Raw genomic sequence first — 26,130 nt, forward strand, 5'->3', positions numbered from 1 at the left:
GGCGTAGCCGCTGCCGTCCGGGGCGTGGAAACCGACCGGGTTGTTGGCGCAGAATGTCGACACCAGGCTGCGCGCGCGGTTCGGGTTGCGCAGCGTGAAGGCCGGATGGCGCATCAGGGCGCGTACCGCCGCCACGTCAGTGGTCGGGGCCATCGCCTGCATCGCGAACCACTTGTCCACCACCAGCGCTTCGCCCTGGAACAGCTGGTAGAACTCGTCGAGCGCGTCGGCCGCTTCCGGCACGCGCGAGCCGATCAGGGCCGACAGCGCGGCGGCGCGGTCGGTCATGTTGCCGGCGTCGCTGAACTGGCGCTGGGCCAGGGTCACGCTTTCTTCATCCGGCGCCGCGTTCAGGTAGGCCAGCGCCAGGTTCTTCAGCGCGCGCTTGCCGGCGGACGCAGCATCCGGGCTGTACTCGCCCGGGGTCAGGTTGGCCTGGTAGGCGGCCAGCAGTTCGGTGCGCAGGCGGCTGCCGATGTTGGCGCGCACGAACTGGCGCGCCATGTGCACCGCCAGCGGATCGACGTTGTCGAGCTGCTCGGCAATCATGCTCTCGGACGGCAGCATCAGGCACTGTTCGCGGAAGGCCGGATCGAGGCTGTCGTCGACCAGTATCTTGCGCATCGCTTCGATGAAGGTTTCGTCCAGGTTCAGGCTGGCGCCGACTTTGGCTTCGCCGGTGAGTTTCAACAGGCGGCCCATCGCCAGGCGCTGGCCGGCTTCCCAGCGGTTGACCGGGTCGCTGTCGTGGTTGAACAGGTGCAGCAGGTCGAGGTCGGTGTAGCTGCCCTGCAGGATCACCGGCGCCGAGAAGTTGCGCAGCACCGACGGCACCGGCGAACTGGCGACGTTGGAGAAGACGAAGGTCTGCTCTTCGCTGAACAGTTCCAGCACCGCCGTGGTGCCACGCTCCTGGCCGTCGATGCTCAACGGCATGTCATTGCCTTCGGCATCCAGCAAACCGACCGCCACCGGAATGTGGAACGGCAGCTTTTCCGGCTGGCCCGGGGTCGGCGGGCACGATTGCGACAGCGTCAGCGAATAGGTCTGCGCCGCCTCGTCGTAACGTCCCTCGAAACGCAGCACCGGCGTACCGGCCTGGCTGTACCAGCGCTCGAACTGGGTCAGGTTCACGCCATTCGCATCGGCCATCGCACGGCGGAAATCGTCGCACTCGACCGCCTGTTCGTCATGGCGCTCGAAATACAGGTCCATGCCCTTGCGGAAACCATCGACGCCGAACAGGGTCTGGTACATGCGCACCACTTCGGCGCCCTTTTCGTACACCGTCACGGTATAGAAATTGTTGATCTCGACAAACGAGTCGGGACGCACCGGGTGCGCCATCGGGCCGGCGTCTTCCGGGAACTGGGCCTGGCGCAGCGTGCGCACCTGGTCGATGCGGGTCACGGCGCGGCCGGTGTCGGTGCCGATCATGTCGGCCGTGAATTCCTGGTCGCGGAACACGGTCAGGCCTTCCTTCAGCGACAGCTGGAACCAGTCGCGGCAGGTCACGCGGTTGCCGGTCCAGTTGTGGAAGTATTCGTGCGCCACCACCGCTTCGATGCCCTGGAAGTCGATGTCGGTCGCCACGCGCGGGTTGGCCAGTACGAACTTGGTGTTGAAGATGTTCAAGCCCTTGTTTTCCATCGCGCCCATGTTGAAGTCGCTGGTGGCGACGATCATGAAGCGGTCCAGGTCGAGCTCGAGGCCGTACTTTTCTTCATCCCAGCGGATGCTGTGCTTGAGCGACTGCATCGCGTAGTCGGTCTTGTCGAGGTTGCCCTCTTCGACCCACACCTGCAGCAGCGCGTCGCGGCCGTCGGCCAGGCGGAAGGTTTCCTCCTGGCACACCAGCTGCGCCGCCACCAGCGCGAACAGATACGAGGGCTTCTTGAACGGGTCTTCCCACAGTGCGTAGTGGCGGCCACCATCGAGCTCGCCTTCTTCGATCAGGTTGCCGTTGGACAGCAGCACCGGATAACGGGCCTTGTCGGCGCGCAGCATCACGGTGTACTTGGCCATCACGTCCGGACGGTCCGGGAAATAGGTGATGCGGCGGAAACCCTCGGCTTCGCATTGCGTAAAGAAGTTGCCGTTGGAAACGTACAGGCCGCTCAGGGTGGTGTTCTGTTCCGGCACGCAGACGGTCTCGATCTCGAGCACCACCTGGTCCGGCGTGTCCGGTGTATCGGGAATGACCAGCAAATTGTTGGCCAGGCGGTATTCGCCGGCCGTGAGCGCCTTGCCATTCAGGCGCAGCGCCACCAGTTCGATATCTTCCCCGTGCAGCTCGATCGCACGGTTCACGCCCAGCGGATTGCGGCGCAGCGTCAATCGGTTGGCGACGACGGTGCGGGCCGGGTCCAGGTCGAAGCCGAGCTCGACAGTATCCACGAGGTAGCTCGGCGGGGTATAGTCTTTCCGGTAGATGGTCTGGGGCGTATCGGTGCGCATAAGGAGTAGTCCGCTGACACAGTGGGAGAAGCCCTTATTGTACCCATAAGCCCCGCTTCTGAGCGTTTCGACAAGCTTGCCGGGCGCGCCATGCGTGAGCGGATTTCATGTGTCGGCATGTATCAGACGTGTGCGGCGCGTAACCGGGTGTAAATTCTGGTCTATGGATTCTGAACAAGCGCTAATCTGGAGCATCGGGGAAATACCGAACGTATAAAACAGGGAGAAATGCATGAAACGCCTCATCATGGTCGCTGCCGGTACGGCGCTCGCGCTGCTGCTGGGCGGTTGCGCGACCACCATCCGCAGCGATGTCACCACGTTCCACCAATGGCCGGCCCAGATCGCCGACAAGAGCTACGTCTTTGAAATCCCGCCGCCGCCGGACGATACGCTGGAATGGCAGAACTACAAGGAACTGGTGCGCAACCAGCTGGCGCAACAGGGCTTCCGCGACGCCGAAGGCGCGACGCCGGCGCTGACCGTGTCGATGCGCTTCACCACCACCGACATCCCGGTGCGGGTGCTGGAACCGATCATGACGCCGTACTACTACCCGTCGGCCCGCTTCGGCTATCGCGGCTACGGCTACCGCGGCTTCGGCCGGCGCTACTGGGGCGGCTGGTACAGCCCGTTCTACGATCCGTTCTGGGGTCCGTATCCGTCCTACCAGAGCTCGATCGAGCACCACTACCGGCGCGAACTGCAGGTGTCGATCAAGCAGGCCCGCGACGGCAAGCGCCTGTTCGACGTCACGGTGCACAACACCAGCCGCAATATGTCGACGCCGGAAATCATGCCGGCGCTGGTGCAGAGCGCATTTGAAGGGTTCCCGGGGCCGTCCGGCGTGGCGCGTCGGGTGGAGTTGAAGCAGGAACCGAAGTCGTAATCTCAGCGGATCTGCCGGTGTACGACCGGCGGATCCGCAGGTGGGAATATCTGCCAGCACACCAGCAACACCAATAATACTTTTAGCATCAGCACGTCATCCCCGCGCAGGCGGGGACCCAAGTTTCGCAGCGCACCGCTTACTTCACAGATAGTGGCAGTGCAACGGACTTGGGTCCCCGCCTTCGCGGGGATGACGGTTTTTAGGCTAGTGGAAACAGTTGCAGTGTCCTGCACGCAGACATAAAAAAACCCGCCCAACCGGGCGGGCATCAACACCGCGGGGAGACAACAGACGGCCGCGGTGATCTAGAAATTCACGTCCAGCTTGACCGCGATATTGCGAAACGCATTGCGCGGCGGGGTCCAGGTCGTGGTCTGCACGGTGGCCGGCGGGTTCGGCGCCATCGCATTGAAATTCCCCAGCTGGACCGAGCGGTTGCTCATGTAGCGCTTGTCCGTCAGGTTGTTGACCCGGAAGCTCAGCGTGTAGCGCCCGGTCTTTTCGCGCAACCCGAAGCCGGCGTGCAGGTAAGTAGTCGACTGCACGTAGTTGATCGGGTTCTGGTCGATGTTGGTGACCATGTCGCTGGCGTAGTTGAGGGTGCCGGTGACAAAAGCGTCGAAGCGGCGGCTCGGCATCCGGATGTCGTAGCGCATGTTGACGGTGGCCTTGCGCCGCGGCGCGAACGGCATGCGCCCGCCGCTGACGTCCTGCGTGTTCTGGTTGCCGAACTCCGGGTTGCGCAGGATGCAGGTGGCGTTGAAGCCGCCGTTGTTGCCGCCCGAGACCTGGTAGCACTGGGCGTTGCGGAACTCGGTGATGGTAGCGTCGGTGTATGCGAAGGCCGCGTTCACCAAGAGGTTGCTGGTCACCAGCGCATTCACATCCAGCTCCACGCCCTTGGTCTCCACGCCCGGCAGGCTGTTCAATCGGGTCTGGTAGATCAGCGTATCGGGAATATAGCTGCCCGAGTTCTGCTGGTAGTCCTCGAATCTGGAGCTGAACGCGGTGGCCGCCACCGTCAGGCGGTTGGCCAGGAAGCTGCCCTTGGCGCCGATCTCGTAGCTCTTCGCCGTCTCTGGCTTCACCGGCTGCTGGGCGGCGGTGAGCGCATTCAGGCTGCTGGTGATGTCGTAGGCGTGGCCCTTGTAGCCGGTGGAACCGGACACGTACACCATCAGGCCGGGCGTGATCTGCTGCTGCAGACTCAGTTTGCCGGTGACGTGCTGGTCGGTGTTGCCCAGGCTCGAAAAATTATTCAGCGCGACGAAGCCGGAGCCGAACGGCAGCGGCGACGGATTGCCGCTGCCGCGGAAGCGGTAGCCCGATTCCTGCTCGTTGTAGCGCAGGCCGGCGGTAAGCGTGGTGCGCGGGATGAATTCCCAGCCGGCCTGGCCGTAGGCGGCCTTGCTGATGTTGTAGGTGTCGCCATGGAACTCGGTCGGGCTGGTCGGACCGACGCCGTTCTCGCCGCGCTTGAAGTAGCGCGCCAGTTCGTTCTTGCCGTACCACAGGCCGGCCACATAGCGCAGGGTTCCGCGGTCGCTCGAGGTGTAGCGCAGCTCCTGGGTGCGCGAGACCACGTCGAAGCGGCCATGCTGCGACGAGCCGGCGTCGATCCCGGCCGGGCGGGTGGTGCCGATGATCGGGTAGTACAGCATCACCGGCAGGTCGGTGAAGTCCTGGTCGCGCGAATCGTTGGCGTGGTAGCGGTCAGTCGAGGTGATCGAGGTGATGCTGGCGCCGTTGTCCAGTTCCCAGTTGATGCGCAGGCCGGCGCCGCGGGTGGTCGACTCTTGGCCGGTGAAGGTGTCGTTGCGGATGTTGATGTTGCCCGGTTCGGCCGCGATCCCGTCCAGCACCAGCGAGATCGGGAACGCCGGCACGTTGTTCAGCAGGCCGTTCTGCACATTGGTGCCCGACACCCCGGTCAGCACCACCACGCAGCAGTCGGTGAGCGTGTGGTTGTAGCGCGGCGAAAAGTCGATGCTGACGTTGTCGAGCGGACGCCAGGTGAGTTTGGCGAGGAAGGTCTTGCCGCGCGCGCCGTTGGTCATCTTGCCGGTGGTGAGGTTGTTGACGTTGCCCGGGAAGTCGTTCTGGCTGGCGGCAATGCGAAAGCCGAATTTCTCCGACACGTCGCCGCCGACCGAGGCGCTCAGGCGCCACTCCTTATCGTCCGACATCAGCACGCTGGCGCGGGTGCGCACCGGGCCCGAGATCGGCTTGGTAACGATGTTGATGGCGCCGGCGATCGCCGACTTGCCGAACAGCGTGCTTTGCGGGCCTTTCAGGATCTCGACGCGCGAGACGTCGGTCAGGTCGCGGAAGGCCTGCACCTGCATGCCGATCGGGATGTCGTCGACGATCACCGCGACGTCCGATTCGACGCCGATGCCGATCGACTGGGTGCCGATGCCGCGCATGTTCAGGCCCGTGTTGGCGGGGTTGTCGGACTGGGTCTTGCTCAGCGACGGCGACAGCTCGATGATGTCGTCCAGGTCGCGCACGTTGTTGCGCTGCAGGAGTTCTTCGCCGATCACCGAGATCGACTGCGGGACGTTTTCCAGACGCTCGACCCGCTTGTTGGCGCTGACCACGACCTTTTCCAGCCCCGGCGCGGCTTCCTGCGCAGCCGCATGTTGCATCATGCCGGCCATGGCAAGCGCCACGGCGGCAGCCATCGGACACAAGGCGATTCGGTGATTCCTGTGCATGTTCGTCTCCTGAATTTTTGTTTGTGTGCTGCTGTTATGGGTACTACTTTTGTCCGTGCGGTTGCCCTGCTCCGTACTTGTTGCGCCCGCGCGTCAGCGCACCATGCACGGGGTCTTGCTGTCGAATCTCCAGTTCGGGATCAGGTGCTGCATCCCGGCCGCGTCGTCGCGTCCGCCCAGGCCCATCTCCAGGTACAGCCGGTGCGCGGCGTCGACCGCCTGCATGTCCAGTTCCACGCCCAGGCCCGGCGCCTGCGGCAGCGCCACCGCGCCGTCCACGATGCGCGGCGGATTGACGGTCAGGTGCTGGCCGTCCTGCCAGATCCAGTGAGTGTCGATGGCGGTGATCTCGCCCGGTGCGGCGGCCGCGACGTGGGTGAACATCGCCAGCGAGACGTCGAAGTGGTTGTTCGAGTGCGAGCCCCAGGTCAGGCCCCAGTCCTGGCACAGTTGCGCCACGCGGATGGCGCCGCCCATGGTCCAGAAATGCGGGTCGGCCAGCGGGATGTCGACCGCGTCGAGCTTGACCGCGTGCGCCAGCTGGCGCCAGTCGGTGGCGATCATGTTGGTGGCGGTTTTCAAGCCGGTGGCGCGGCGGAATTCGGCCATCGTCTCGCGCCCCGAATAGCCGGTTTCGGGGCCGCACGGGTCTTCGGCGTAGGCCAGCACCGGCGCCATGTCGCGGCACAGGCGAATCGCGTCGCTGAGCGACCAGCAGCCGTTGGGGTCGAGCGTGATGCGCGCTTCCGGGAAAGCGTGCTTCAGGGCGGTGACGGCCTCGATCTCCTGCTCGCCGCGCAGCACGCCGCCCTTGAGCTTGAAGTGGCGGAAGCCGTAGCGGGCCTGGGCGGCGCGCGCCTGGGCCACGATGGCGTCGGTATCGAGCGCTTTTTCGTGGCGCAGGCGCAGCCAGTCGTCGTGCGCATCGGGTTCGCTCGCGTACGGCAGGCCGGTGGCGGTGTGGTCGCCGATGTAGAACAGGTAGCCCAGCATCTCGACGCTGTCGCGCTGGCGGCCTTCGCCCAGCAGGTCGGCCACCGGCAGCTGCATGAACTTGCCGAGCAGGTCGAGCATGGCGCATTCGACGCCGGCCACGGCGTGGATCATCACGCGCTCGTCGAAGGTCTGCTGGCCGCGGCCGGCGGCGTCGCGCGCGGCGAAGGTGGTGCGCATGGCGCGCAGCACCAGTTGCGGGGCGCCGATCTGGCGGCCGATGACCAGCGGACGCGCGTCTTCCAGGGTCTGGCGGATGCGTTCGCCGCCGGGGACTTCGCCGAGGCCTTGCTGGCCGCTGCTGTCGGTGAGGATGACCAGGTTGCGCGTGAAGTACGGGGCGTGGGCGCCGCTCAGGTTCAACAGCATGCTGTCGCGGCCGGCGATGGGGAGGACTTGCATCGCGGTGATGCGAGGGGTGCGGCTGAGTTCTTCGGTATGTGTGTTGGGAAGGGTCATCATTTATTGTCGGTTGAGTTCTTGATACCGGTACCAAAGTGAAAATCATGATACCGGTATCTTTTTTGGGATGTCAACGATATTTGATAGGTGGTGTGTGGATCTGACAGGAGCTCGCTGCGCGAGCGTGGTGCTAGTGGGACGCGACGAACTTGGGTTCCCGCCTGCGCGGGAACGACGGTTTTAAGGGTGGTGGGAGAAGGAGGTTTGCGAGACGCTACGCACGTTGGACTGACGGCGTTGAGGTGGCGTCAGGTACTGCCGCGTTCGACGATGATGAAGCCGACGTCGCGTACCGGGTCGTCGACCGGCTTGTCTTCGGCGCGGTCGATCAGGAGTTGGGCGGCGGTGGTGCCGATGGCGGTGCCGTCGATGCGGACCGTGGTCAAGGGAGGATGCAGGTCGCGCGAGAACGACAGGTCGCCCAGGCCGATCACGGACAGCTGCTGCGGCACCTTGATGCCGAGGGCGAGCGCTTCGAGCAGGACGCCCTGCGCCATCATGTCCGAGCTGCAGAAGATGGCGTCGATCTTCGGATCGCGTTCCAGCAGTTCGCGCAGGCCGGTGCGGCCGCTGCCCAGGGTGGTGGGTGCGGGGACGATGCAGGTCGGGACCGCCGCGCGGTCGGTGCCGAGTTCGGGCTGCAGCGCCAGCACGGTGTCGGCGAAGTGGCGGTTGCGGCGCACGGCGCGCTCGTCGTCGGCGCTGATGGCGGCGATACGGCGGCGGCCGCGCCGGTGCAGGTATTCGGCCACCGCCTTGCCGATCTTTTCGTGCGAGAAGCCGACCAGCATGTCGATCGGGTCGGCGGTCAGGTCCCAGGTCTCGACCACCGGAATGCCGCTGGCCAGCAGGCGCCGCCGGCCCTGCTCCGAGCGCATGATCCCGGTCAGCACGATGCCGTCCGGACGGCGGCCGATGATGGCTTCCAGCAGCGCGTCCTCGCGCGAATTCTCGTAGCCGGCCTGGCCCAGCATCAGCTGGTAGCCGCGCGCGGCCAGGGCGTCGGTCAGCGCCTGCACCATCTCCAGGAACACCGAGCCGCTGATGGTCGGCACCACGGCCGCCACCATGCGGCTCTTCTTCGACGCCAGGCCGCCGGCCAGCAGGTTGGGCACGTAGCCGAGGCGGTCGACCGCGTCGCGCACCCGCTGCAGGATCTCGGGCGAGACCGCATCGGGATTGTTCATCGCGCGCGACACGCTCATCGGCGCCACCCCGGCCAGGCGCGCCACGTCGCGCACCGTGGGCGTGGCGCCCTTGCGGCTCTTGCGCGGAGCAGCAGGCGTCGCGCCCTCTTTAACGGGCGTGGCGGCGGCTTTCGATGCGGGCTTGGTCATGGAGGCGATTCTAGCATCGCGTCCATGGTTGCGGTACCAAGCCTCAATCCTGCAGCGTCAGCACGCCCTGTAGCCGGATCGCATCCGACGCCGTGCCGACCATGATGTCGAATTCGCCCGGCTCGGCGGTCCAGGCCAGCCTGGCATCGTGGAACGACAGCGTGTCGCGGTCGATCTCGAAGCGCACCGTGCGCCGCTCGCCAGCTTCCAGCTTGAGCTTCGTGAAACCCTTGAGCTCCATCAGCGGGCGCACGATCGAGGACACGCGGTCGCGGAGGTACAGCTGCGCCACCTCTTCGCCGGCGCGGCTGCCGGTATTGGCCAGCGTGAACGACACCGTCGCCTTGTCGCCGCGCCGCAGTGCCGGCTTGTCGATTGCCAGGTCGCTGTAAGTAAAGCTGGTGTAGCTCAGGCCATGGCCGAAGGTGTAGCGCGGCGTGTTGGGCGCGTCGATGTAGGCCGAGCGGTAGACGATGTTCTTCTCGTTCAGCACCGGTCGTCCGGTACGGTATTGCTGGTACGAGATCGGGATCTGGCCGACGCTGCGCGGGAAGGTCATCGGCAGCTTGCCGGACGGGTTGTAGTCGCCGAACAGCACGTCGGCCACCGCGTTGCCGCCCTGGGCGCCGGGGAACCAGGCGTACAGGATCGCCGCCGCCTTGTCGGCCACGTTGTCGAACACCAGCGGGCGCCCGGCCAGCATCACCACGACAATCGGTTTGCCGGTGGCAGCGAGCGCGTCGAACAGGGCTGCCTGGCGTCCCGGCAGGCCAATGTCGGCGCGCGACTTGGCTTCACCGCTCATGTCCCACGATTCGCCCAGCACCAGCAGCACGGCTTCGGCCTGATTGGCCGCGCTGACCGCGGCGTCGAAGCCCGCGGTGTCGGTGCAGGCCACGTCGCAGCCCCTGGCCAGCACCAGTTTCGTTTGCGGGGACAGGTGGTTGCGGATGCCGTCGGCCAGGCTGACCACGCGGCTTTCGTCCGACTGCACGATCCAGCCGCCCTCCAGGTCGCGCTTCGATTCGGCCAGCGCGCCGATCACGGCCAGCGATTTCAGGCCTTTGCTGAAAGGGAGCGCCTGGCGTTCGTTCTTGAGCAACACCAGCGATTTACGCGCCACGTCGCGCGCGATGCGGGCGTGTTCCGGGTCGTTCAGCACCGCCTTTTCGCGTGCCGCATCCGAGAAGCGGTAGGGATCGTCAAACAGCCCGAGCTCGAACTTCTTGCGCAGCACGCGGCGCACGGCATCGTCCAGCAACGTTTGTTTGACCTTGCCGCCCTTGACCTGCTGCGCCAGATGGCGGCTGTAGGCATAGCCTTCCATGTCCATGTCGCTGCCGGCGTTCAGGGCCTGGCTTGCGGCGTCGGCCAGGTTGGCCGCGTAGCCATGCTCCACCAGCTCCTTGATGGAAGCCCAGTCGCTGACCACGAAGCCGCCGTAGTTCCACTTTCCCTTCAGCAGGTCGCGCTGCAGGTAGCTGCTGGCGGTGGCCGGGACGCCGTTCAGGGTATTGAACGAGTTCATGAAGGTGGCCACGCCGGCATCGGCCGCCGCCCTGAACGGCGGCAGATAGGTTTCGTGCAGCTGCTGCTCGCTCATGTCGGCAGCGTTGTAGTCGCGCCCCGCGATCGCCGCGCCGTAGCCGGCGAAGTGCTTGGCGGTGGCCATCACGCGGTCCAGCGCGCCCGGCTGCTCGCCCTGGAAGCCCTTGATGCGCGCGACCGCGATCCGCGAGCCGAGATAGGCGTCCTCGCCGGCGCCTTCCATCACCCTGCCCCAGCGCGGGTCGCGCCCGACGTCGACCATCGGCGCAAAGGTCCAGTGGATACCGCTGGCGGCGGCTTCCTTGGCCGCGACGGCGGCCGACTGGCGCATCGCGTCCAGGTCCCACGACGCCGCTTCGCCCAGCGGCACCGGGAACACGGTGCGGTAGCCGTGGATCACGTCAAGGCTGAACAGCAGCGGGATCTTCAGGCGCGACTGCAGCGCCAGCGCCTGGATCTCGCGCGTCTCGGCCACGCCTTTCACGTTGAGCATCGAGCCGACCTTGCCACTCCTGATGTCGGCCAGCTTGTCGCTGAACTTTTCGCTGCCCGGGCCCGTCATCTGGCGTCCCGACAGCTGGTGCAGCTGGCCGACCTTTTCCTCGAGCGTCATCTGTGCCAGCAGCGCGTCGATCCGGCGCTCGATGGCAGCGTCCAGCGGTTGTGCCAGGGCGCCGGCCCCGGTGCCCAACATCGCCACCAGCAGCGCTATCGCGGTTCTGTTCATGCCAGCCCCCATCACTTGAACTTCTGCTGCATGGTGTCGTAGAACTGCTTCAGCGTATAGAACGCCTTTTTCTTCTGGCCAGTGTCCGAGATCAGGCCCTTGCGGTTCCAGAAGTCCTGGTAGTACGGATGCTGGCGCCGCGGCGAGCGGAAGTCGGCCAGGATCCAGGGCGTCATGCCGCGCAGGCCGGGGATTTTGGTGAGCATGGTGAACTGGTTCTTGTAGATCAGGTCCTGGTATTCCTCGCTCCAGCGGGTCTGGTCGTCGGCGTGGTAGCCGCCCAGCGCGTCGGCGCCGAACTCGGTCACCACCACCGGCTTGTCCGACTTGACGTTGAAGCGGAAGCCCAGCATGTCCTTCGAATTGCTCCAGTACCAGCCGGCGTATTCGTTGAAGCTGGCCAGGTCCAGCTTGTCGGCCAGCGGATCCTCGACGATGGCTTCCTTGCCTTCGCGGTGCACTTCCAGCGCCGCCGCCACCAGGCGCGTGTCGTCCAGGCCGCGCACGGTGTCGGCCAGCTTGCTCATGAAGGCGTTGCGAGCGGCGCCTGGCGGGGTCTCGTTCCCGATCGACCACACGATCACGCTGGCGCGGTTCTTGTCGCGCACCACCAGGTCGGTCAGCTGCTGATTGGCGTTGCGGTAGGTGTCGGGATTGGTCCACGAGATGGTCCAGTAGACCGGCACTTCGGCCCACACCAGCAGGCCCATTTCATCGGCCAGGCGCACCATCTGCTCGCTGTGCGGGTAGTGCGCCAGGCGCACGTAGTTGGCGTTGAGTTCCTTGGCCCACTGCAGCATCATGCGCATGTCGGCCTCGCCGCGCAGGCGGCCCTGGATCAACGGGTTCTCGTCGTGCAGCGAGATCCCGCGCAGGAAGATCGATTTCCCGTTGAGCAGGATGTCCTGGCCGCGCGTCTCGATGGTACGGAAGCCCACCTTGTCCTCGACCGCGTCAGGCCCGGCGGCGATGCGCACCGCGTACAGTTTCGGGTCTTCCGGCGACCAGCGCTGAAGCGCCGGCGCGGCGATGTCGATCGCGGCGCGGCCATCGGCGTCGGTGCGCACGCTGGTCTTGATGCCGGCTTCGCGGATGGTGACGGTGACTTCCTGCTGCGGGCGCACGCCGGCCAGCTGCACGTAGCCCTGGATGCGCTGGCCGTCGCCCTTGGCCAGCTGCACCTTGTAGTCGGCGATGTAGGCGGCAGCCGGCACCTCGGCCAGCAGCACGTCGCGCGTGATGCCGCCGTAGTTCCACCAGTCGGTGTTCACGGTCGGGATCTCGTCCTGGTGGCGCATGTTGTCGACCTTGACCACCACGAAGTTGCGGCCCTTTTTCAGCTTGCCGCTGACGTCGAACTGGAACGGCGTGAAGCCGCCCTTGTGCACGCCGATCTTCTTGCCGTTGAGGTAGACGTGAGCCTGGTAATTCACGGCGCCGAAGTAGAGGAAGTAGCGCTTGTCGTCCTTCGGCTCGGCCTGGAACACCTGGCGCATCCACACCGTGCCCTCGTACAGCTGCAGCTTCTCGGCCTGCGAATTCCAGTCGCCCGGCACCTTGAGCGTGGGTGACAGGTCGAAGTTGTACTCGACCCATTCGTTCTTGCTCTTCGGGGTCAGGTCTTCGTAGAAGCCGCCCTTGCCGCTGGGCGAGGCGTCGAAGGGCTCGTGACGGTAGTCGTAGTAGCCCATCTCGTAGGGGTCGATGATGTAGTTCCAGCGGCCGTTCAGGCTCAGGTGCTGGCGGGCGTAGATGTTTTGCAGGGGTGCGCTGGCCGGTGCTTCGGTGCCGGTGGTTCTGCTTGCGGCCTGGCCTGCGGCGGCGGGTGCCTGCGCCGTCGCCGGCAGGTGCAGGGTGAATGCCAAGGCGCATAGCCCGGCGCCGAATGCGTGCGTGAAAAGCTTCATTCTTCGTCTCCTCCGTATTTGCCGGCGCAAGGTCTGGATACTCTCTTGGTACCGGTACCATGATTGAACGGCTATGCTAGCGGCAGCTTATGGGCTTGTCAAACTGAAATGAACGTCGGGAGGGTCCTCTGTGGCAAGCTGATGTGCACCGCGCTGTAAACGGCGTTACTGCGACTGACAGCGTCGCAGCTATGGAATTTGCTCTGCAAATAACAACACCGTACACTCAGTCATTCTGTACAGCTGCTTTCGGCCAAGAGCGGACATCCGGCCGATAGCGAAAATGGTCTGCAGGCGCATGTCCGGCGACCATTTCTAATGTGGTGCATGCCGCTCAAAGTTGCAGAGCTTTACCATCTTCTCGAATACATACGCGGTCTTGAATGCCATGTTGCTTCCCATGTTCTTTTAGTTCTGTACGGCTCAGCGTCATTTGGTTGATCGCATCCATATGCGTCGCAACGATGGTCGCGTTCGGCACGGCTTCGTAGGCGTGAAACACATCGTCCTCGCAGCGCCGGCGTACGCGGCGGCTCGTCGCACAGGGGTTATCCCATGATGGCATCACCGTTGCTCAACAGGGCGAACAAGTCGAAACAGTCTTGCTGCTGCTTGGACACGCCGAGCCAGATCATGTTCGTCCGCACCTCCAGGTATCGCAGAAAAGGCTTGAAGACATGTTCACCATGGTTCTCTAGGTAGCCAAGTCAAAACAAGCTTAAAAGACAACTACTGAGGCGCATCGTCATGGCCGCCATGTTTTATCCCGTCAATTTCTATCGACTTAGCAAGCGTTAGCTTATAAAATTGCAAATACGAAACTCGTGTTGCTGCGCATATAGAGCCCGTCGGCGATGCGCACTTGTGCTGCACACCGCTGCACCTACGGATAAACCAAGGATAAGCTAATGACTTTTAGAACCGTAACGTGTCCTTCATGTGGAAAGGATCAGCAGCTACCTGCAGAATTAACCTCTGCGCACTGCATTTACTGTGGCAAGAGCGTTACCATTCAGGGCTTAACGCAAGTATCCATGGGGCCGGCTCTCGAGAACCTATTGGGCATGGCACGTACGGCCGAATCGGCTAATAACGTTGATGAAGCGGTAGCGTATTACAACAGGGTACTTGAAATAGATCCTAATTTGGCCGAGGCTTGGATCGGCAAAGGGCGGGCTGCGGGCTTGCAATCAACATTGGCCCATCTGCGAATCAACGAAAGTGTTGTGGCATTCAATCACGCGATCGCCAACACACCAGTTCAGCAGCGTGATAACGTAATCGACGCGTGTGTAGCTGAAACAAACCGGCTAGTGGCTATAATTTACGGCATGTCTGTAGGTCAGGCTCAGGAGTTCGCCGCCGTTGACGGACAATGGGCCGCGCATATAGGCCGTGTGACGCAACTGCTTCAGGCTCTAGAAACCGTACGGACTTGGCGGCATGACGATAAAACTACGCTTAATAATATTGTTACCTTATGTTCGCAGCTAATTGAAGGTATGCAATATGTTGGCTTTGATCGAGTTCCGAGAGCAAATTTTCTTGTTCCTCAGTTCGAGCAACAGATGCGTGATCAAATGCTGTCGGCGGCGAACCGCCTGGCTGAGCTTAACCCAGACTTTTTAATACCGAATCCGGTAGCTAAACAGCCGGCGTCGGCGTGCTTTGTGGTCGCTGCGGCCATGGGAAGTGAAGATCACCCGACGGTGGAGATACTTCGCCAATTCCGCGATCATTGGCTGAACAAACGGAGCTGGGGTCGTGATTTCATTTCGTTTTATTACCGGCAGGGCCCATCTGCCGCTGATTACATCCGACATCGAAAGCTCGCAAGGGTTGTAACCTACGCCATTCTAGTGGCCCCAGCTGCTACAGTCGCCCGCGTTATTCTGAGCAGTATCCGACGTTGACACACGTGTTAGCCAATATCGAAGGGTTAAAACGTCGCGTAGGCAGGGAAGCAGCGAGTCTCAGGGCCTCGGTGACGGCAGCGGGTATCGACAATGATCACGCAGCTACCACACTACCAATCCGTATTCCAGAGGGTCTTGCACTTCTATAGTTTGAAAAGTTCAAGAGCGCGTCAATACCGTTCTGTCGAAACTCGTTATCGGTATTTTTCATCGTGTTTGGGCACACACAAAATTCACCAAATCGGATTTGCTCGATCCTGACAGAATGTCAGTCCATTTGCTAGGAGTGCCAGCAATTTTTTCAGGGCCGTTCTCGCTATAGCCCATGTCACGGTACTGCATAGTCTTGCAGTTAATCTCTGTCTTTGAGTAGCCAGTCTCGTTAACACCAACGCGCTTATGCATCGTTGTTGTAATACCGTCCTTGATTTTTGCGCTTAACAAATAATATCTACCTTTATCAGCCATGGAGCGAGGAAACTGAACTTCTGCGCCAACGGCTGTGCTGCAAACAATCATCATTGATGAAAAAAGATAGAAGATGATATTTTTTTGCATTATGTTCTTTCCGTTTTTTAGGGTGAATTGTTGAAGCTCATGCGCTTTATGTCACATCTATCCCTGCGTCGACGCGGTCATCTACGTAACAATGTCCAAAGGTGTTATCGGCTTGAAAATTCCTGTCGCCGTCATGTTACGTTGCAGATCGAAAGCAGCAAGAGCTTCGCTAGGGTCGATCTGGTTGAGCATCGCAAAATTAATCTCATTCCACTGATAACGATCTACGCGAACTGAGTAGAGGTAGTCCTCTTTCGTTTTTCCAGTGGCGCTGTCGAGACGCTGCGAATAACCCGACAGCACTATCGTACGAACTGTCGGCAGCGCAGCGAAGGCCTCACCAAGGATACGAAACCCTAGTGAATGCACGTGCTGCTGATAGAGCTTGCGCGTGGCTGTAGCGCCAGCTTCTTTAATGGTTAGATCCCAGCTTCGAGCCCCGAGAGTCGCCCGCATTGTAGGCATATGCTCGATTTCGGGGAGATCGACGTCAAGCTCAAGCGCCATGCCGTCTTCGCTCACCGAAAGACTGATTAACGTTTCTCTAGGCCAGACGATCTCACGGAGACGATGTTCCAGCAGCCTTTCCATTGGATCTGGGTTGCCTGCCATGGCCGCGCTGTATGCCATGCGCGCCTGCACGTTTTTCTCGACGTGAGCCGCCTTTTCTTGTTCGTACTGTTCGAGCGCTGCGCGATACTCGCTTTGCCGACGCAAGTTCTCAGCCTCTTCCCATCGCCGCTTACCGGGCAAGAACCGCTCAGCAAACGTTAAGTTCACTTCTTCTGGAGGCCGAGGCTCTGCCAAATCGAATGGCGCAGGAACGAATTTAGGAGACAGGAGTGGTGCCGGTGTGTACCAGTGCAAATTGCCAAGGGCCGAGATGTCATTATTGATCTCGTTGCAACGCCGCTCAAGAAGCTGACGAATCGCATCTGGGTGCTGCCGGCGCGCCTGTGCAATCAATTCTTCTGAGACCGGAGATCCATTCTGGTCACTATAGCGAACGACACCGTCCTCACTAACTTGAAGCGATAGCGAAACCTTTACCGTTTCTAGTTCAGCCGTACGACGGGGGCAGCCGTAGGGGCATCAAGGCGAGTTCGCGAAGACAGTCCAGTACCAGGGATATTGGCGTTGAAATAGGTACCGCGCTTACCAATGCTAACTGATGCGCCACGAGGGCCGAGCGACCAGGACATTCCTGAACCGCTGACGTTGAGCCGAACACCCGGCGCAAGTTTGAAGGACTTTCTAAATCGCAAACCCATTATCACCTCGATCCTCGATTATTCAACGATCATATGAGGGTATAGCTTATTTAGCAAGCCATCTAAATGCAAAAAATGAAACAGTGACAAAGTGCGTATTTTTGCCGTCTCCATAACGGTATTCTTTGATACCTGAGACGCATGCGCCCATTCATTGCGCTAAGCCGGGAATATAGAGGGTTGATAGATGGAGAGGCTACGAAGCCACACTTTGATTTTGCTGTTCTGTGCGTTCGCTGCTCTCCCAGCCATGGCTAAGGATCGCCGAGCCGTCTCGGATCAAGAAATAAAACAACGGATAGTCGAAGATTCGATCGCTTCTTATCCAGGTAGGTGCCCATGTCCCTACAACGTAACGCGTAATGGAAGCTCATGCGGCGGGCGCAGTGCATGGAGCCGGAGAGGAGGGTATGCCCCGATTTGTTATGAGCGCGAAGTGACAAAAGAAATGGTGAGTCGACGCAAGGAGCAAGATCGCCACAGATCCGAGGCTGAGCCCATTTCTTTACGCTAGCACTATCCGCCGATACTGGTGCAATGGCTACGAACGATATGTCATCTGTTGCCAACGTATTGATAATGGCAGCGTCCGCTTTGGGTCAAAAACAGACAGTCCAAGTATTCAGCTAGCGAGGATGCAGCTCAAGGGCTCAGCTGAAGTACGCTTCCGACCCAAACGTAATCGCCACGATCAGCAGCAAGGCGAACGCCAGCACGATCAGCAGCCGTCCGAACTTCGGCGCGCCGTCGCCGCCCGGGACAGGCGCCGACGGCCGTTCGTCATGCGTGTCCCTCACGGCAGCAGCACCGTCGAGCCGACCGTGCGCCGCCCTTCCAGCGCGCGATGCGCCTCTGCAGCCTGCGCCAGCGGAAAGCGCTGGCGCACCTCAACCTTCACCTTGCAGCTGGTGACCACCTCGAACAGGTCGGCCGCCATCGCCTCCAGCTCGTCGCGGGTGGCCATGTAGTCGCCCAGCGTCGGCCGCGTCAGGTACAGCGAGCCGTGCTTGGACAGCTCGCCCGGCGCCACCGGCGGCACCGGGCCGGACGAATTGCCGAAGCTGACCATCAGCCCACGCCGGCGCAGGCAGGCGAGCGAGGCGGCGAAGGTGTCCTTGCCGACCGAGTCGTACACCACCGGCACCCCTTCACCGCCGGTGATCGCGCGCACGCGCGCGGCGATGTCTTCCTCTTTGTAATTGATCACGTGGGCGGCGCCGTGCGCCAGCGCCAGCTCGCCCTTCTCTTTCGAGCCCACGGTGCCGATCAGCTCGACGCCGAGGGCGCGCGCCCACTGGCAGGCGATCAGGCCGACGCCGCCGGCCGCGGCGTGAAAAAGGATGGTTTCACCGGCTTTCACCGGATAGGTGCTGCGCAGCAGGTACTGCACCGTCAGGCCCTGCAGCATCATGGCGGCGGCGGTGTCGAAGCCGACCGCATCCGGCAGGCGCACCAGCACGTCGGCCGGCATCGTGCGCAGCTCGGCATAGGCGCCGTTCGGTCCGCCCGCGTAGGCGACCCGGTCACCCGGCTGCAGGTGGGTCACGCCCTCCCCCACCGCCTCCACCACGCCCGCGCCTTCGCGGCCCAGGCCGGACGGCAGCGGCTGCGGATACAGGCCGGTGCGGTAATAGACGTCGATGAAGTTCAGGCCGATCGCGTGCTGGCGCACCAGCGCCTCGCCGGGGCCGGGCGCGCCCACTTCGACGTCGACGTATTCCAGGACTTCGGGGCCGCCGGTGGCGGCGAAGCGGATCGCTTTGGCGTGCATGGACTTCTCCTTGTCGGCTAAAGAATAGGATCAGCGGAAGTTCGGATCAGCGGCGCGTGCTTTGCAGCTGCGACAGCACCAGGCGCGCGGTCGAGACGTTGGTGGCGCACGGCACGTTGTGCACGTCGCAGGCGCGCACCAGGGCGTTGATGTCGGGTTCGTGCGGCTGCGGCGTCATCGGGTCGCGCAGGAAGATCACGCAATCGATCAGGCCATCGACCAGCTGGGCGCCGATCTGCAGGTCGCCGCCGACCGGGCCGGAATGCTTGCGCTCGACGTTCAGGCCCAGCTCGTTGATCAGGCGCCCGCCGGTGGTGCCGGTGGCCGACAGCGTGCAGCCTTTCAGGAAGTCGAGATACTCGGCGGCGAGCGAGATCATGTCGTCCTTCTTCTTGTCGTGGGCAATCAGGGCGATGCGTGGAAACGGGGTGGCGGCGGTCGAAGCGGCTGAGGTCGTGGTCATGTCGATGGCGGCGAATTCCGTAATGACGGGGGAGCGCCAAGCATACCGCATCCGGTCACCGCTCAAGAATAAACACTGGCTCCGTTTACAGGTACTGAAGAGTATCAATCGCGGCGCACGGCTGTGGCGGCGATGCCGACACGCGGCGTCCGGCACGCGCTCCGGACCACGATTGCACCGACCAGCACGCATGGCGGCGTGGCGCGGGAGTTGCAGCGGCGCGGGCAGACGGCTCATGCAGCCGGCGAACCCGGCATCGGTCGCTGGCGGCGTCATCCACGCCCCGTTTTTCCTGTGGCCGCGTCCGCCGAACGGGTGGAGCGATGGCGCGGTCGAACAGCCCATTCCAACCCGACAGGAGAAGTCGTCATGACCCGCACCACCTTCGCCGAGCATGCCCCGGGAGCGCCGCAATGAACGTCGGCGAACCCGATGCGCGCGCAGGCAGCGACCGCCCGGTCGCCCTGGCCCTGCTGCTGCTGTCGCTGCTGGCCAGCGTGTTCTGGGCCGCGCTGGCCTTGGTGACGCCGGGCGGCGATGCCGTGCTAGACGCCGGTGCCGCAGCGCCATCCCTGCCCTACCGCGCCGCCCGGCTGGCGCTGGTGTTCCTGATGTGGGCCGGTCTGTGCACGGCCCTGATGCTGCCGCTGGCCAGCCGCGCCGCGGTGCTGTTCGCGCGGCTGGCGGGCCGGCGCGCGCAATCGGCGCGGCGCCGTGCGCGCCTGTGCACCTTGTTGTTCGTGCTGGCCTACCTGCTGGCCTGGACCGGCTTCGCGCTGCTGGCGATGGTCGTCCAATGGACGCTCGATGCGGCGGCCGCCGCCGGCACGGCGCGCCATCCCGCCGTGCTCGGCCTGGCGCTGGCGGCGGCCGGCATCTACCAGTGGACGCCCGCCAAGCACGCCTGCCTGGAGCACTGCCGCGCGCCGCTGCCCGGCATCCTGGCCGGCTGGCGCGACGGCCTGGCCGGCGCCTTCGGGCGCGGCCTGGCGCACGCCCACCAGAGCCTGGGCTGCTGCTGGCTGCTGATGCTGGTGCTGCTGGCGGCGGGGCCGGACAACCCGGCCGCGATCGCCGCCATTGGCCTGTTGGTACTGGCCGAAATCCGCCTGGAAAGCGGGCACTGGATCGCCTGCGCGGGCGGCCTGGCGCTGCTCGCGCTGGGCACCCGATTGTTGTTTCCATGACGCGTTGGCGGCGATTTTGGAAGGGGGCGCTATGCTAGAATGTCGGCCACTCTTGCATACCGTCTAAGGATTTTCGACATGGCTGGACACAGCAAATGGGCCAATATCAAGCACAAAAAAGCGGCAACTGACGCCAAGCGCGGCAAGATCTGGACGCGCCTGATCAAGGAGATCACCGTGGCGGCGCGCATGGGCGGCAGCGACATCGCTTCCAACCCGCGCCTGCGCCTGGCGGTCGACAAGGCGGCCGACGCCAACATGCCGAAGGATAACGTCACCCGTGCGATCCAGCGCGGTTCGGGCGAACTCGAAGGCGTGAACTATGAAGAAGTGCGCTACGAAGGCTACGGCATCGGCGGCGCGGCGATCATCGTCGATTGCCTGACCGACAACCGCGTGCGTACCGTGGCCGAAGTGCGCCATGCCTTCAACAAATACGGCGGCAATATGGGTACCGAAGGTTCGGTGGCATTCATGTTCCAGCACACCGGCCAGTTCCTGTTCGCGCCGGGCGTCGAAGAAGACAAGCTGATGGAAGCGGCACTGGAAGCCGGCGCCGACGACGTGGTTCAGGATGAAGAAGGCGGTTTCGAAGTGCTGTGCGATCCGCACGCCTTCGCCGGCGTGAAGGAAGCGCTGGAAGCGGCCGGCTTCAAGGCCGAGGTGGCCGAAGTCATCATGAAGCCCGCGACCGAGACCGTGTTCACCGGCGAAGATGCGATCAAGATGCAGAAGATCCTGGACGCGCTGGAAAACCTGGACGACGTCCAGGAGGTGTACACCAACGCCGTGATCGAAGAATAAGAGTAGGTAGCATATGAAAATCCTCGTAGTCGGCTCGGGCGGCCGCGAACACGCGCTGGCGTGGAAACTGGCCCAATCGGAACGTGTGCAGACGGTCTTCGTCGCGCCCGGCAATGGCGGCACCGAGCGCGATGCGCGCCTGGTGACGGTGCAGCTGAGCGACCCGGAAGCGCTGGCCGACTTCGTGGTGTCCGAAGGCGTGGCGCTGACCCTGGTCGGCCCGGAAGCGCCGCTGGCGGCCGGCATCGTCAACCTGTTCCGTTCGCGCGGCCTGAAGATCTTCGGCCCGACCCGCGAAGCGGCCCAGCTGGAAAGCTCGAAGGACTTCGCCAAGGCCTTCATGCAGCGCCACGGCATCCCGACCGCCAAATACCAGACCTTCTCCGACGCGGCTGAAGCCCACGCCTACATCGACGCCAACGGCGCTCCGATCGTGATCAAGGCCGACGGCCTGGCCGCCGGCAAGGGCGTGGTGGTGGCGATGTCGCTGGAAGAAGCGCACGCTGCGGTCGACCACATGCTGTCCGATAACGCCTTCGGCGACGCCGGCGCGCGCATCGTGATCGAGGAATTCCTGGCCGGCGAAGAAGCCAGCTTCATCGTCATGTGCGACGGCCGCAACGTGCTGGCCCTGGCCACCAGCCAGGACCACAAGCGCCTGAAGGACAACGACCAGGGCCCGAACACCGGCGGCATGGGCGCCTATTCGCCGGCGCCGATCGTGACGCCGTCGATGCATGCGCGCGTGATGCGCGAGATCATCAACCCGACCATCCAGGGCATGGCGCGCGACGGCATCCCGTTCACGGGCTTCCTGTACGCCGGCCTGATGATCGACGGCGAAGGCAACCCGCGCACGCTGGAATTCAACTGCCGCATGGGCGACCCGGAAACCCAGCCGATCATGACGCGCCTGAAGAGCGACTTCGCCACGGTGCTCGAGCACGCCTGCAACGGCACGCTCGATACGGTCGAGCTGGAGTGGGACCGCCGCACCGCGGTGGGCGTGGTGCTGGCCGCGGCCGGCTATCCGGAAGACCCGCGCAAGGGCGACGTCATCGACGGCATCCCTGCCGAGACGCCTGAATGCATCACCTTCCACGCCGGCACCCGCATCGTCGGCGGCACGCTGCAGACCAGCGGCGGCCGCGTGCTGTGCGTGGTCGGCCTGGGCGACAGCGTCAAGATGGCGCAGAAGCAGGCGTACGAGACGGTCGAGCGCATCCACTTTAATGGTGCGCAGTACCGGCGCGATATCGGCTGGCGCGGCGTGAAGTAATTCGTCTGCGCGGCTGAGCGAACGCTGGCTGAACTTGGGTTCCCGCCTGCGCGGGAATGACGTTTCAACGCAGGTGGTGCTAAAAGCTTGCAGGTGTCCGGCGAGATACCGCGCGATCGACAGCCCCCCGTCCTAAAGACCGTCATTCCCGCCACTGGCGGCAATGACTTCCCGCGCAGGCGGGAACAATGCCATTGGCATCGTTCCCCCCAAGTCCGTTGATCAGCCCCCAAGCATCCATTCACCGCCCCCAAATGTAATCAACCCCACCCGCAGGTGTACAATCTGCGCACTTTTTCACTTCCACACCCGAACCGCATGTCCTCCCCCGATCCCGCCATCGTCAAAGCCTGGCTGCTTGACCTGCAAGCGCGCATCGTCGCCGCCCTCGAGCAGGTCGACGGCAAGCCGTTCCTGCGCGACAGCTGGCAGCGCCCCGAGGGCGGCGGCGGCATTTCGCGCCTGATCGAAGAAGGCAATGTGTTCGAGCGTGGCGGCGTCAACTTCTCGCACGTCACCGGCGCCGCCCTGCCGCCGTCGGCCAGCGCCGTGCGCCCCGAGCTGGCCGGCCGTGCCTGGGAAGCGATGGGCGTGTCGCTGGTGCTGCACCCGCGTAACCCGTACGCCCCGACGGTGCACATGAACGTGCGCTTCTTCGAAGCCACCGCACCAGGCAAGGACCCGGTCTGGTGGTTCGGCGGCGGCATGGACCTGACCCCGTACTACGGCAACCAACAGGACGTACGCCACTTCCACCAGGTCTGCCACGACGCCCTGGCCCCTTACGGCGAGACGCTGCCCGCGCGCTTCAAGACCTGGTGCGACGAGTACTTCTACCTGAAGCACCGCAAGGAGCCGCGCGGCGTGGGCGGCATCTTCTTCGACGACTTCAACGAACTCGGTTTCGACGAGTCGTTCGCGCTGGTGCAAAGCGTCGGCAACGGCTTCCTCGACGCCTACCTGCCGATCGTCAATGCGCGCAAGGACCAGCCATACGGCGAGCGCGAGCGCGACTTCCAGGCCTATCGCCGCGGCCGCTACGTCGAATTCAACCTGGTGTGGGACCGCGGCACCCTGTTCGGCCTGCAGTCGGGCGGACGTACCGAAGCGATCCTGATGTCGATGCCGCCGATCGTCAAATGGCGCTACGACTGGCAGCCGGAACCCGGCAGCGCGGAAAGCGCGCTGTACTCCGACTTCCTGGTGCACCGGGATTGGCTGGCGCCGTGAACGCAGGTGCCGGTACGCAGGGGCGCCGCCCCTGCATCGCCGTGCTGGGAGGGAGCTTCGACCCGGTGCACCACGGCCACGTCGCGCTGGCGCGGCTGTTCGCCGAGCTGCTGCAACCGGACCAGCTGCGCATCCTGCCGGCCGGCCGCCCATGGCAAAAGCAGTCGCTGCAGGCGAGCGACGACGACCGCGTCGCGATGCTGGAACTGGCCTTCGCCCACGCGACGCCGCCGATTGCGCCGCCGGTCACGGTCGACCGCCAGGAAATCGCACGCAGCGCCGGCGGCGCTCCGACCTACAGCGTCGACACCCTGCGCGCGCTGCGCGCCGAACTGGGCGAAGAAGCCTCGATCGTGTTCGTGATGGGCGCCGACCAGCTGCAGCGGCTCGACACCTGGCGCGACTGGCGCGACCTGTTTGGCCTGGCCAACCTGGGCGTGGCAACGCGCCCCGGCTACGACCTGGCCCAAGAGAAATTGCCACCTATGGTGGCGCAAGAATTGTCGGCGCGGCTTGCAACGCCCGACGCCGTGCGCGACAGCGCGCACGGCAAAGTCTGTCTCGCGCAGACGCTGGCGGTCGATATCTCGGCCTCCCGGATCCGCGCGGCCTTGCAGTCCGTTACGAAGGCAAACTTCGGGGCAGACCTGAACGCGCTCGTAACGACGCAAGTGCTAGACTACATTCAACAACATAACCTGTATAAGAACTAATGGATATCAAGAAACTGCAAACGCTCGTGGTCGACGCCCTGGAAGACGTCAAGGGCCAGGACATCGTCCTGTTCGACACGACCCACCTGACCAGCCTGTTCGACCGCATCGCCGTGGTCTCGGGTACGTCGAACCGCCAGACCAAGGCGCTGGCCGCCTCGGTACGCGACAAGGTCAAGGCCGCGGGTGGCGACGTCATCGGCCTGGAAGGCGAAGACACCGGCGAATGGGTGCTGGTCGACCTGGGCGACATGATCGTGCACATCATGCAGCCGGCGATCCGCCAGTACTACCGCCTGGAAGAGATCTGGGGCGAGAAGCCGGTCAAGCTGGGCGCCGCCAAGCGCAAGTCGACCGTCGAGGGCATCGAAGCCGATGCACCGAAGACCAAGTCGAAGCACCTGGCCGCCAACCAGGATCAGGTCGAAGCGAAACCGGTCAATGAACGCAAGCCGGCCGCCAAGCGCGCCACCGCCGCCTCGAAGACCGCTGCCGCCGGCACGGCCGCAGCGAAGAAGCCGGCCGCCAAAAAGGCCGCCGTCCCGACCGGCAAGACCGTGAAGGTCGCGCCGAGCAAGAGCGAAACCGCCGCCGTCGAAGCGCTGAAGGCGAAACCGCCGAAGCGTACGCCGAAGGCAGCCGCAGCACCAAGCGCGGAAGCAGCTGCGCCGGTGAAAAAGGTGATCCGCCGCATCAAGAAGACCGAAGAGTAATCGTTCGGAAGCTTCTTCATGCAGCTGATCATTGCCGCGGTCGGTCATAAGATGCCGGCCTGGATCGAATCCGGCTTTACCGAGTACACCAAGCGCATGCCGCCCGAGCTGCGCATCGTGCTCAAGGAAATCAAGCCGGTCGAACGCTCGGGCAGCAAGACCGCGGCCACCGCGATGGCGCTCGAACGCGAGCGCATCGAGGCGGCGCTGCCGAAGGGCGTGCGCATCATCGCCCTCGACGAGCGCGGCAAGGACCTGACCAGTGTCGGCCTGTCGCAGCAGCTGGAAACCTGGCAGCGCGACGGCCGCGACACCGCTTTCCTGATCGGCGGCGCCGACGGACTCGACCCCGAACTCAAGGCGCGGGCGGAAGGTTTGATCAGAATTTCGAGCATGACATTGCCACATGGCATTGTCCGTGTCATGCTTGCGGAACAATTGTACCGAGCCTGGTCGATCACGCAGAACCATCCGTACCACCGCGTCTGATCGCCGGGCCTGAATCACCGTCCCAACGTCGATGAAACACAAGCACAACAGAATCTACCTCGCTTCCAAAAGCCCGCGCCGGCGCGAACTGCTGCGTCAGATCGGTGTCGATTTCGAACTGATGCTACTGCGCAGCGACCCGGGCCGTGCGGTCGATGTCAGCGAAGACGTGTGGCCGGGCGAGGACGTGCACGACTACGTGGCGCGGGTGGCCAAGGAAAAAGGCGCATTCGCCTTCAACCTGCTGCTGCAGCGGCGCCAGCCGCTGCGTCCGGTGCTCACTGCGGACACTACCGTCACCATCGACGGCGAAATCCTGGGTAAGCCCATCGATAACCGAGAAGCGGTCGCCATGCTCGAGCGCCTGTCGGGCCGCACCCACCAGGTCCTGACCTCGGTGGCGGTACACGCCGAGCGCTGCTCGGAACAGATCACGCAGGTGTCCAATGTGCGCTTCGCCGAGCTGACCGCGGCGCAGATCCGCGCCTATTGCGCCACCAGCGAACCGTATGACAAGGCCGGCGGCTACGGCATCCAGGGGCCGGCGGCGCTGTTCATCGAGCATATCGAGGGCAGCCATTCGGGGATCATGGGGCTGCCGCTGTTCGAGACGGCGAATCTGCTGCGTAAGGCGGGGTTGTCGATCTGAGCGTTGCGTTCGCGGGGTATTCCGGCGTGCGTTGAACGCGTCGGCGC

At 63.6% G+C, this 26,130-nt stretch carries 23 protein-coding genes; 10 read left to right on the top strand and 13 right to left on the bottom strand.

Annotated features, from left to right (window positions below; genetic code table 11):
* On the bottom strand, positions 1 to 2,457 hold a 2,457-nt coding region (gene pepN / locus RTQ83_RS14275), incomplete at its 3' end, for an aminopeptidase N (RefSeq protein WP_312515804.1).
* A gap of 232 nt (positions 2,458 to 2,689) precedes the next feature.
* On the opposite strand from pepN, the gene RTQ83_RS14280 reads away from it, so the two are divergent.
* Positions 2,690 to 3,346, top strand: a complete 657-nt coding sequence (locus RTQ83_RS14280) for a DUF4136 domain-containing protein (RefSeq protein ID WP_312515807.1) — start codon at positions 2,690 to 2,692, stop codon at positions 3,344 to 3,346.
* Between the two features lie 308 nt (positions 3,347 to 3,654).
* On the opposite strand, the gene RTQ83_RS14285 is transcribed toward RTQ83_RS14280, so the two are convergent.
* The 6 genes from RTQ83_RS14285 to RTQ83_RS14310 all read right to left on the bottom strand — a co-directional run bounded on the left by RTQ83_RS14285 (position 3,655) and on the right by RTQ83_RS14310 (position 13,605).
* Entirely contained in the window at positions 3,655 to 6,066 is a 2,412-nt protein-coding gene (locus tag RTQ83_RS14285; RefSeq protein WP_312515809.1) for a TonB-dependent receptor domain-containing protein, read from the bottom strand.
* A 93-nt stretch (positions 6,067 to 6,159) separates the two neighbouring features.
* Positions 6,160 to 7,518, bottom strand: a complete 1,359-nt coding sequence (locus RTQ83_RS14290) for an enolase C-terminal domain-like protein (protein ID WP_312515990.1) — start codon at positions 7,516 to 7,518, stop codon at positions 6,160 to 6,162.
* A gap of 251 nt (positions 7,519 to 7,769) precedes the next feature.
* Positions 7,770 to 8,858 carry a LacI family DNA-binding transcriptional regulator gene (locus tag RTQ83_RS14295; protein WP_312515812.1) on the bottom strand — a complete coding sequence of 363 codons (1,089 nt, stop codon included), beginning with the start codon at positions 8,856 to 8,858 and terminating at the stop codon, positions 7,770 to 7,772.
* Between the two features lie 43 nt (positions 8,859 to 8,901).
* On the bottom strand, positions 8,902 to 11,133 hold the full coding sequence (gene bglX / locus RTQ83_RS14300) for a beta-glucosidase BglX (protein ID WP_312515815.1): 2,232 nt from the start codon (positions 11,131 to 11,133) through the stop codon (positions 8,902 to 8,904).
* Between the two features lie 11 nt (positions 11,134 to 11,144).
* A complete protein-coding gene (locus tag RTQ83_RS14305; RefSeq protein WP_312515816.1) occupies positions 11,145 to 13,040 on the bottom strand; it encodes a glycoside hydrolase family 2 TIM barrel-domain containing protein in 1,896 nt (631 codons plus the stop codon).
* A 334-nt stretch (positions 13,041 to 13,374) separates the two neighbouring features.
* A complete protein-coding gene (locus tag RTQ83_RS14310; protein WP_312515819.1) occupies positions 13,375 to 13,605 on the bottom strand; it encodes a hypothetical protein in 231 nt (76 codons plus the stop codon).
* A 469-nt stretch (positions 13,606 to 14,074) separates the two neighbouring features.
* On the opposite strand from RTQ83_RS14310, the gene RTQ83_RS14315 reads away from it, so the two are divergent.
* Positions 14,075 to 14,953 carry a CFI-box-CTERM domain-containing protein gene (locus RTQ83_RS14315; RefSeq protein WP_409456115.1) on the top strand — a complete coding sequence of 293 codons (879 nt, stop codon included), beginning with the start codon at positions 14,075 to 14,077 and terminating at the stop codon, positions 14,951 to 14,953.
* Between the two features lie 210 nt (positions 14,954 to 15,163).
* Here the strand turns inward: RTQ83_RS14315 and RTQ83_RS14320 are convergent, their stop codons facing one another.
* The 6 genes from RTQ83_RS14320 to RTQ83_RS14345 form a co-directional block, all read right to left on the bottom strand.
* The gene (locus tag RTQ83_RS14320; protein ID WP_312515825.1) at positions 15,164 to 15,514 is read right to left on the bottom strand and encodes a hypothetical protein; all 351 of its coding nucleotides are present in this window, start codon (positions 15,512 to 15,514) and stop codon (positions 15,164 to 15,166) included.
* 81 nt (positions 15,515 to 15,595) lie between these two features.
* Positions 15,596 to 16,480: a hypothetical protein gene (locus RTQ83_RS14325; RefSeq protein ID WP_312515828.1), complete on the bottom strand. Its 885-nt coding sequence runs from the start codon at positions 16,478 to 16,480 to the stop codon at positions 15,596 to 15,598.
* Positions 16,481 to 16,569: 89 nt separating this feature from the next.
* The gene (locus tag RTQ83_RS14330) at positions 16,570 to 16,785 is read right to left on the bottom strand and encodes a DUF4236 domain-containing protein (RefSeq protein ID WP_312515831.1); all 216 of its coding nucleotides are present in this window, start codon (positions 16,783 to 16,785) and stop codon (positions 16,570 to 16,572) included.
* A 650-nt stretch (positions 16,786 to 17,435) separates the two neighbouring features.
* Positions 17,436 to 17,582 (bottom strand): hypothetical protein, encoded by a 147-nt coding sequence (locus RTQ83_RS14335; RefSeq protein WP_312515833.1) that lies wholly within the window; start codon positions 17,580 to 17,582, stop codon positions 17,436 to 17,438.
* Positions 17,579 to 18,556, bottom strand: coding sequence for a quinone oxidoreductase (locus tag RTQ83_RS14340; protein WP_312515836.1), 978 nt, complete (start codon positions 18,554 to 18,556; stop codon positions 17,579 to 17,581). Before RTQ83_RS14340 ends, RTQ83_RS14335 begins: the two co-directional genes overlap by 4 nt.
* Before the next feature lie 46 nt (positions 18,557 to 18,602).
* Positions 18,603 to 19,019 (bottom strand): methylglyoxal synthase, encoded by a 417-nt coding sequence (locus tag RTQ83_RS14345; RefSeq protein WP_312515839.1) that lies wholly within the window; start codon positions 19,017 to 19,019, stop codon positions 18,603 to 18,605.
* A gap of 413 nt (positions 19,020 to 19,432) precedes the next feature.
* Between RTQ83_RS14345 and RTQ83_RS14350 the strand changes: the two genes are divergently transcribed.
* The 8 genes from RTQ83_RS14350 (at position 19,433) to RTQ83_RS14385 (ending at position 26,083) form a co-directional block, all read left to right on the top strand.
* The gene (locus tag RTQ83_RS14350; RefSeq protein WP_312515842.1) at positions 19,433 to 20,206 is read left to right on the top strand and encodes a DUF2182 domain-containing protein; all 774 of its coding nucleotides are present in this window, start codon (positions 19,433 to 19,435) and stop codon (positions 20,204 to 20,206) included.
* Between the two features lie 78 nt (positions 20,207 to 20,284).
* Positions 20,285 to 21,010 carry a YebC/PmpR family DNA-binding transcriptional regulator gene (locus RTQ83_RS14355; protein ID WP_312515845.1) on the top strand — a complete coding sequence of 242 codons (726 nt, stop codon included), beginning with the start codon at positions 20,285 to 20,287 and terminating at the stop codon, positions 21,008 to 21,010.
* Positions 21,011 to 21,023: 13 nt separating this feature from the next.
* Positions 21,024 to 22,289 (top strand): phosphoribosylamine--glycine ligase, encoded by a 1,266-nt coding sequence (gene purD / locus RTQ83_RS14360; protein WP_312515848.1) that lies wholly within the window; start codon positions 21,024 to 21,026, stop codon positions 22,287 to 22,289.
* A 318-nt stretch (positions 22,290 to 22,607) separates the two neighbouring features.
* Positions 22,608 to 23,519, top strand: a complete 912-nt coding sequence (gene hemF / locus RTQ83_RS14365) for an oxygen-dependent coproporphyrinogen oxidase (protein ID WP_312515851.1) — start codon at positions 22,608 to 22,610, stop codon at positions 23,517 to 23,519.
* Positions 23,516 to 24,232, top strand: coding sequence for a nicotinate-nucleotide adenylyltransferase (locus RTQ83_RS14370; RefSeq protein ID WP_312515854.1), 717 nt, complete (start codon positions 23,516 to 23,518; stop codon positions 24,230 to 24,232). The genes hemF and RTQ83_RS14370 overlap by 4 nt, the downstream gene beginning before the upstream one ends.
* Positions 24,232 to 24,945 (top strand): ribosome silencing factor, encoded by a 714-nt coding sequence (gene rsfS / locus RTQ83_RS14375; RefSeq protein ID WP_312515857.1) that lies wholly within the window; start codon positions 24,232 to 24,234, stop codon positions 24,943 to 24,945. The genes RTQ83_RS14370 and rsfS overlap by 1 nt, the downstream gene beginning before the upstream one ends.
* 18 nt (positions 24,946 to 24,963) lie before the next feature.
* A complete protein-coding gene (gene rlmH / locus RTQ83_RS14380; RefSeq protein WP_071361491.1) occupies positions 24,964 to 25,434 on the top strand; it encodes a 23S rRNA (pseudouridine(1915)-N(3))-methyltransferase RlmH in 471 nt (156 codons plus the stop codon).
* Positions 25,435 to 25,465: 31 nt separating this feature from the next.
* Positions 25,466 to 26,083 (top strand): Maf family protein, encoded by a 618-nt coding sequence (locus RTQ83_RS14385; RefSeq protein ID WP_312515860.1) that lies wholly within the window; start codon positions 25,466 to 25,468, stop codon positions 26,081 to 26,083.
* Positions 26,084 to 26,130: the final 47 nt, after the last annotated feature.

Source organism: Massilia sp., from assembly GCF_031995545.1.
Taxonomy (GTDB): domain Bacteria; phylum Pseudomonadota; class Gammaproteobacteria; order Burkholderiales; family Burkholderiaceae_D; genus Telluria.

Excerpts from the sequence above, each read along its gene's own strand:
- purD (WP_312515848.1), top strand. The coding sequence starts at position 21,024 with ATGAAAATCCTCGTAGTCGGCTCGGGCGGCCGCGAACACGCGCTGGCG.
- hemF (WP_312515851.1), top strand. The coding sequence starts at position 22,608 with ATGTCCTCCCCCGATCCCGCCATCGTCAAAGCCTGGCTGCTTGACCTG.
- RTQ83_RS14350 (WP_312515842.1), top strand. The coding sequence starts at position 19,433 with ATGAACGTCGGCGAACCCGATGCGCGCGCAGGCAGCGACCGCCCGGTC.
- rsfS (WP_312515857.1), top strand. The coding sequence starts at position 24,232 with ATGGATATCAAGAAACTGCAAACGCTCGTGGTCGACGCCCTGGAAGAC.
- RTQ83_RS14340 (WP_312515836.1), bottom strand. The coding sequence starts at position 18,556 with ATGCACGCCAAAGCGATCCGCTTCGCCGCCACCGGCGGCCCCGAAGTC.
- RTQ83_RS14280 (WP_312515807.1), top strand. The coding sequence starts at position 2,690 with ATGAAACGCCTCATCATGGTCGCTGCCGGTACGGCGCTCGCGCTGCTG.
- rlmH (WP_071361491.1), top strand. The coding sequence starts at position 24,964 with ATGCAGCTGATCATTGCCGCGGTCGGTCATAAGATGCCGGCCTGGATC.
- RTQ83_RS14330 (WP_312515831.1), bottom strand. The coding sequence starts at position 16,785 with ATGGGTTTGCGATTTAGAAAGTCCTTCAAACTTGCGCCGGGTGTTCGG.
- RTQ83_RS14355 (WP_312515845.1), top strand. The coding sequence starts at position 20,285 with ATGGCTGGACACAGCAAATGGGCCAATATCAAGCACAAAAAAGCGGCA.
- RTQ83_RS14305 (WP_312515816.1), bottom strand. The coding sequence starts at position 13,040 with ATGAAGCTTTTCACGCACGCATTCGGCGCCGGGCTATGCGCCTTGGCA.
- RTQ83_RS14295 (WP_312515812.1), bottom strand. The coding sequence starts at position 8,858 with ATGACCAAGCCCGCATCGAAAGCCGCCGCCACGCCCGTTAAAGAGGGC.
- bglX (WP_312515815.1), bottom strand. The coding sequence starts at position 11,133 with ATGAACAGAACCGCGATAGCGCTGCTGGTGGCGATGTTGGGCACCGGG.
- RTQ83_RS14315 (WP_409456115.1), top strand. The coding sequence starts at position 14,075 with ATGGGGCCGGCTCTCGAGAACCTATTGGGCATGGCACGTACGGCCGAA.
- RTQ83_RS14320 (WP_312515825.1), bottom strand. The coding sequence starts at position 15,514 with ATGCAAAAAAATATCATCTTCTATCTTTTTTCATCAATGATGATTGTT.
- RTQ83_RS14290 (WP_312515990.1), bottom strand. The coding sequence starts at position 7,518 with ATGACCCTTCCCAACACACATACCGAAGAACTCAGCCGCACCCCTCGC.
- RTQ83_RS14285 (WP_312515809.1), bottom strand. The coding sequence starts at position 6,066 with ATGCACAGGAATCACCGAATCGCCTTGTGTCCGATGGCTGCCGCCGTG.
- RTQ83_RS14310 (WP_312515819.1), bottom strand. The coding sequence starts at position 13,605 with ATGCCATCATGGGATAACCCCTGTGCGACGAGCCGCCGCGTACGCCGG.
- RTQ83_RS14345 (WP_312515839.1), bottom strand. The coding sequence starts at position 19,019 with ATGACCACGACCTCAGCCGCTTCGACCGCCGCCACCCCGTTTCCACGC.
- RTQ83_RS14385 (WP_312515860.1), top strand. The coding sequence starts at position 25,466 with ATGAAACACAAGCACAACAGAATCTACCTCGCTTCCAAAAGCCCGCGC.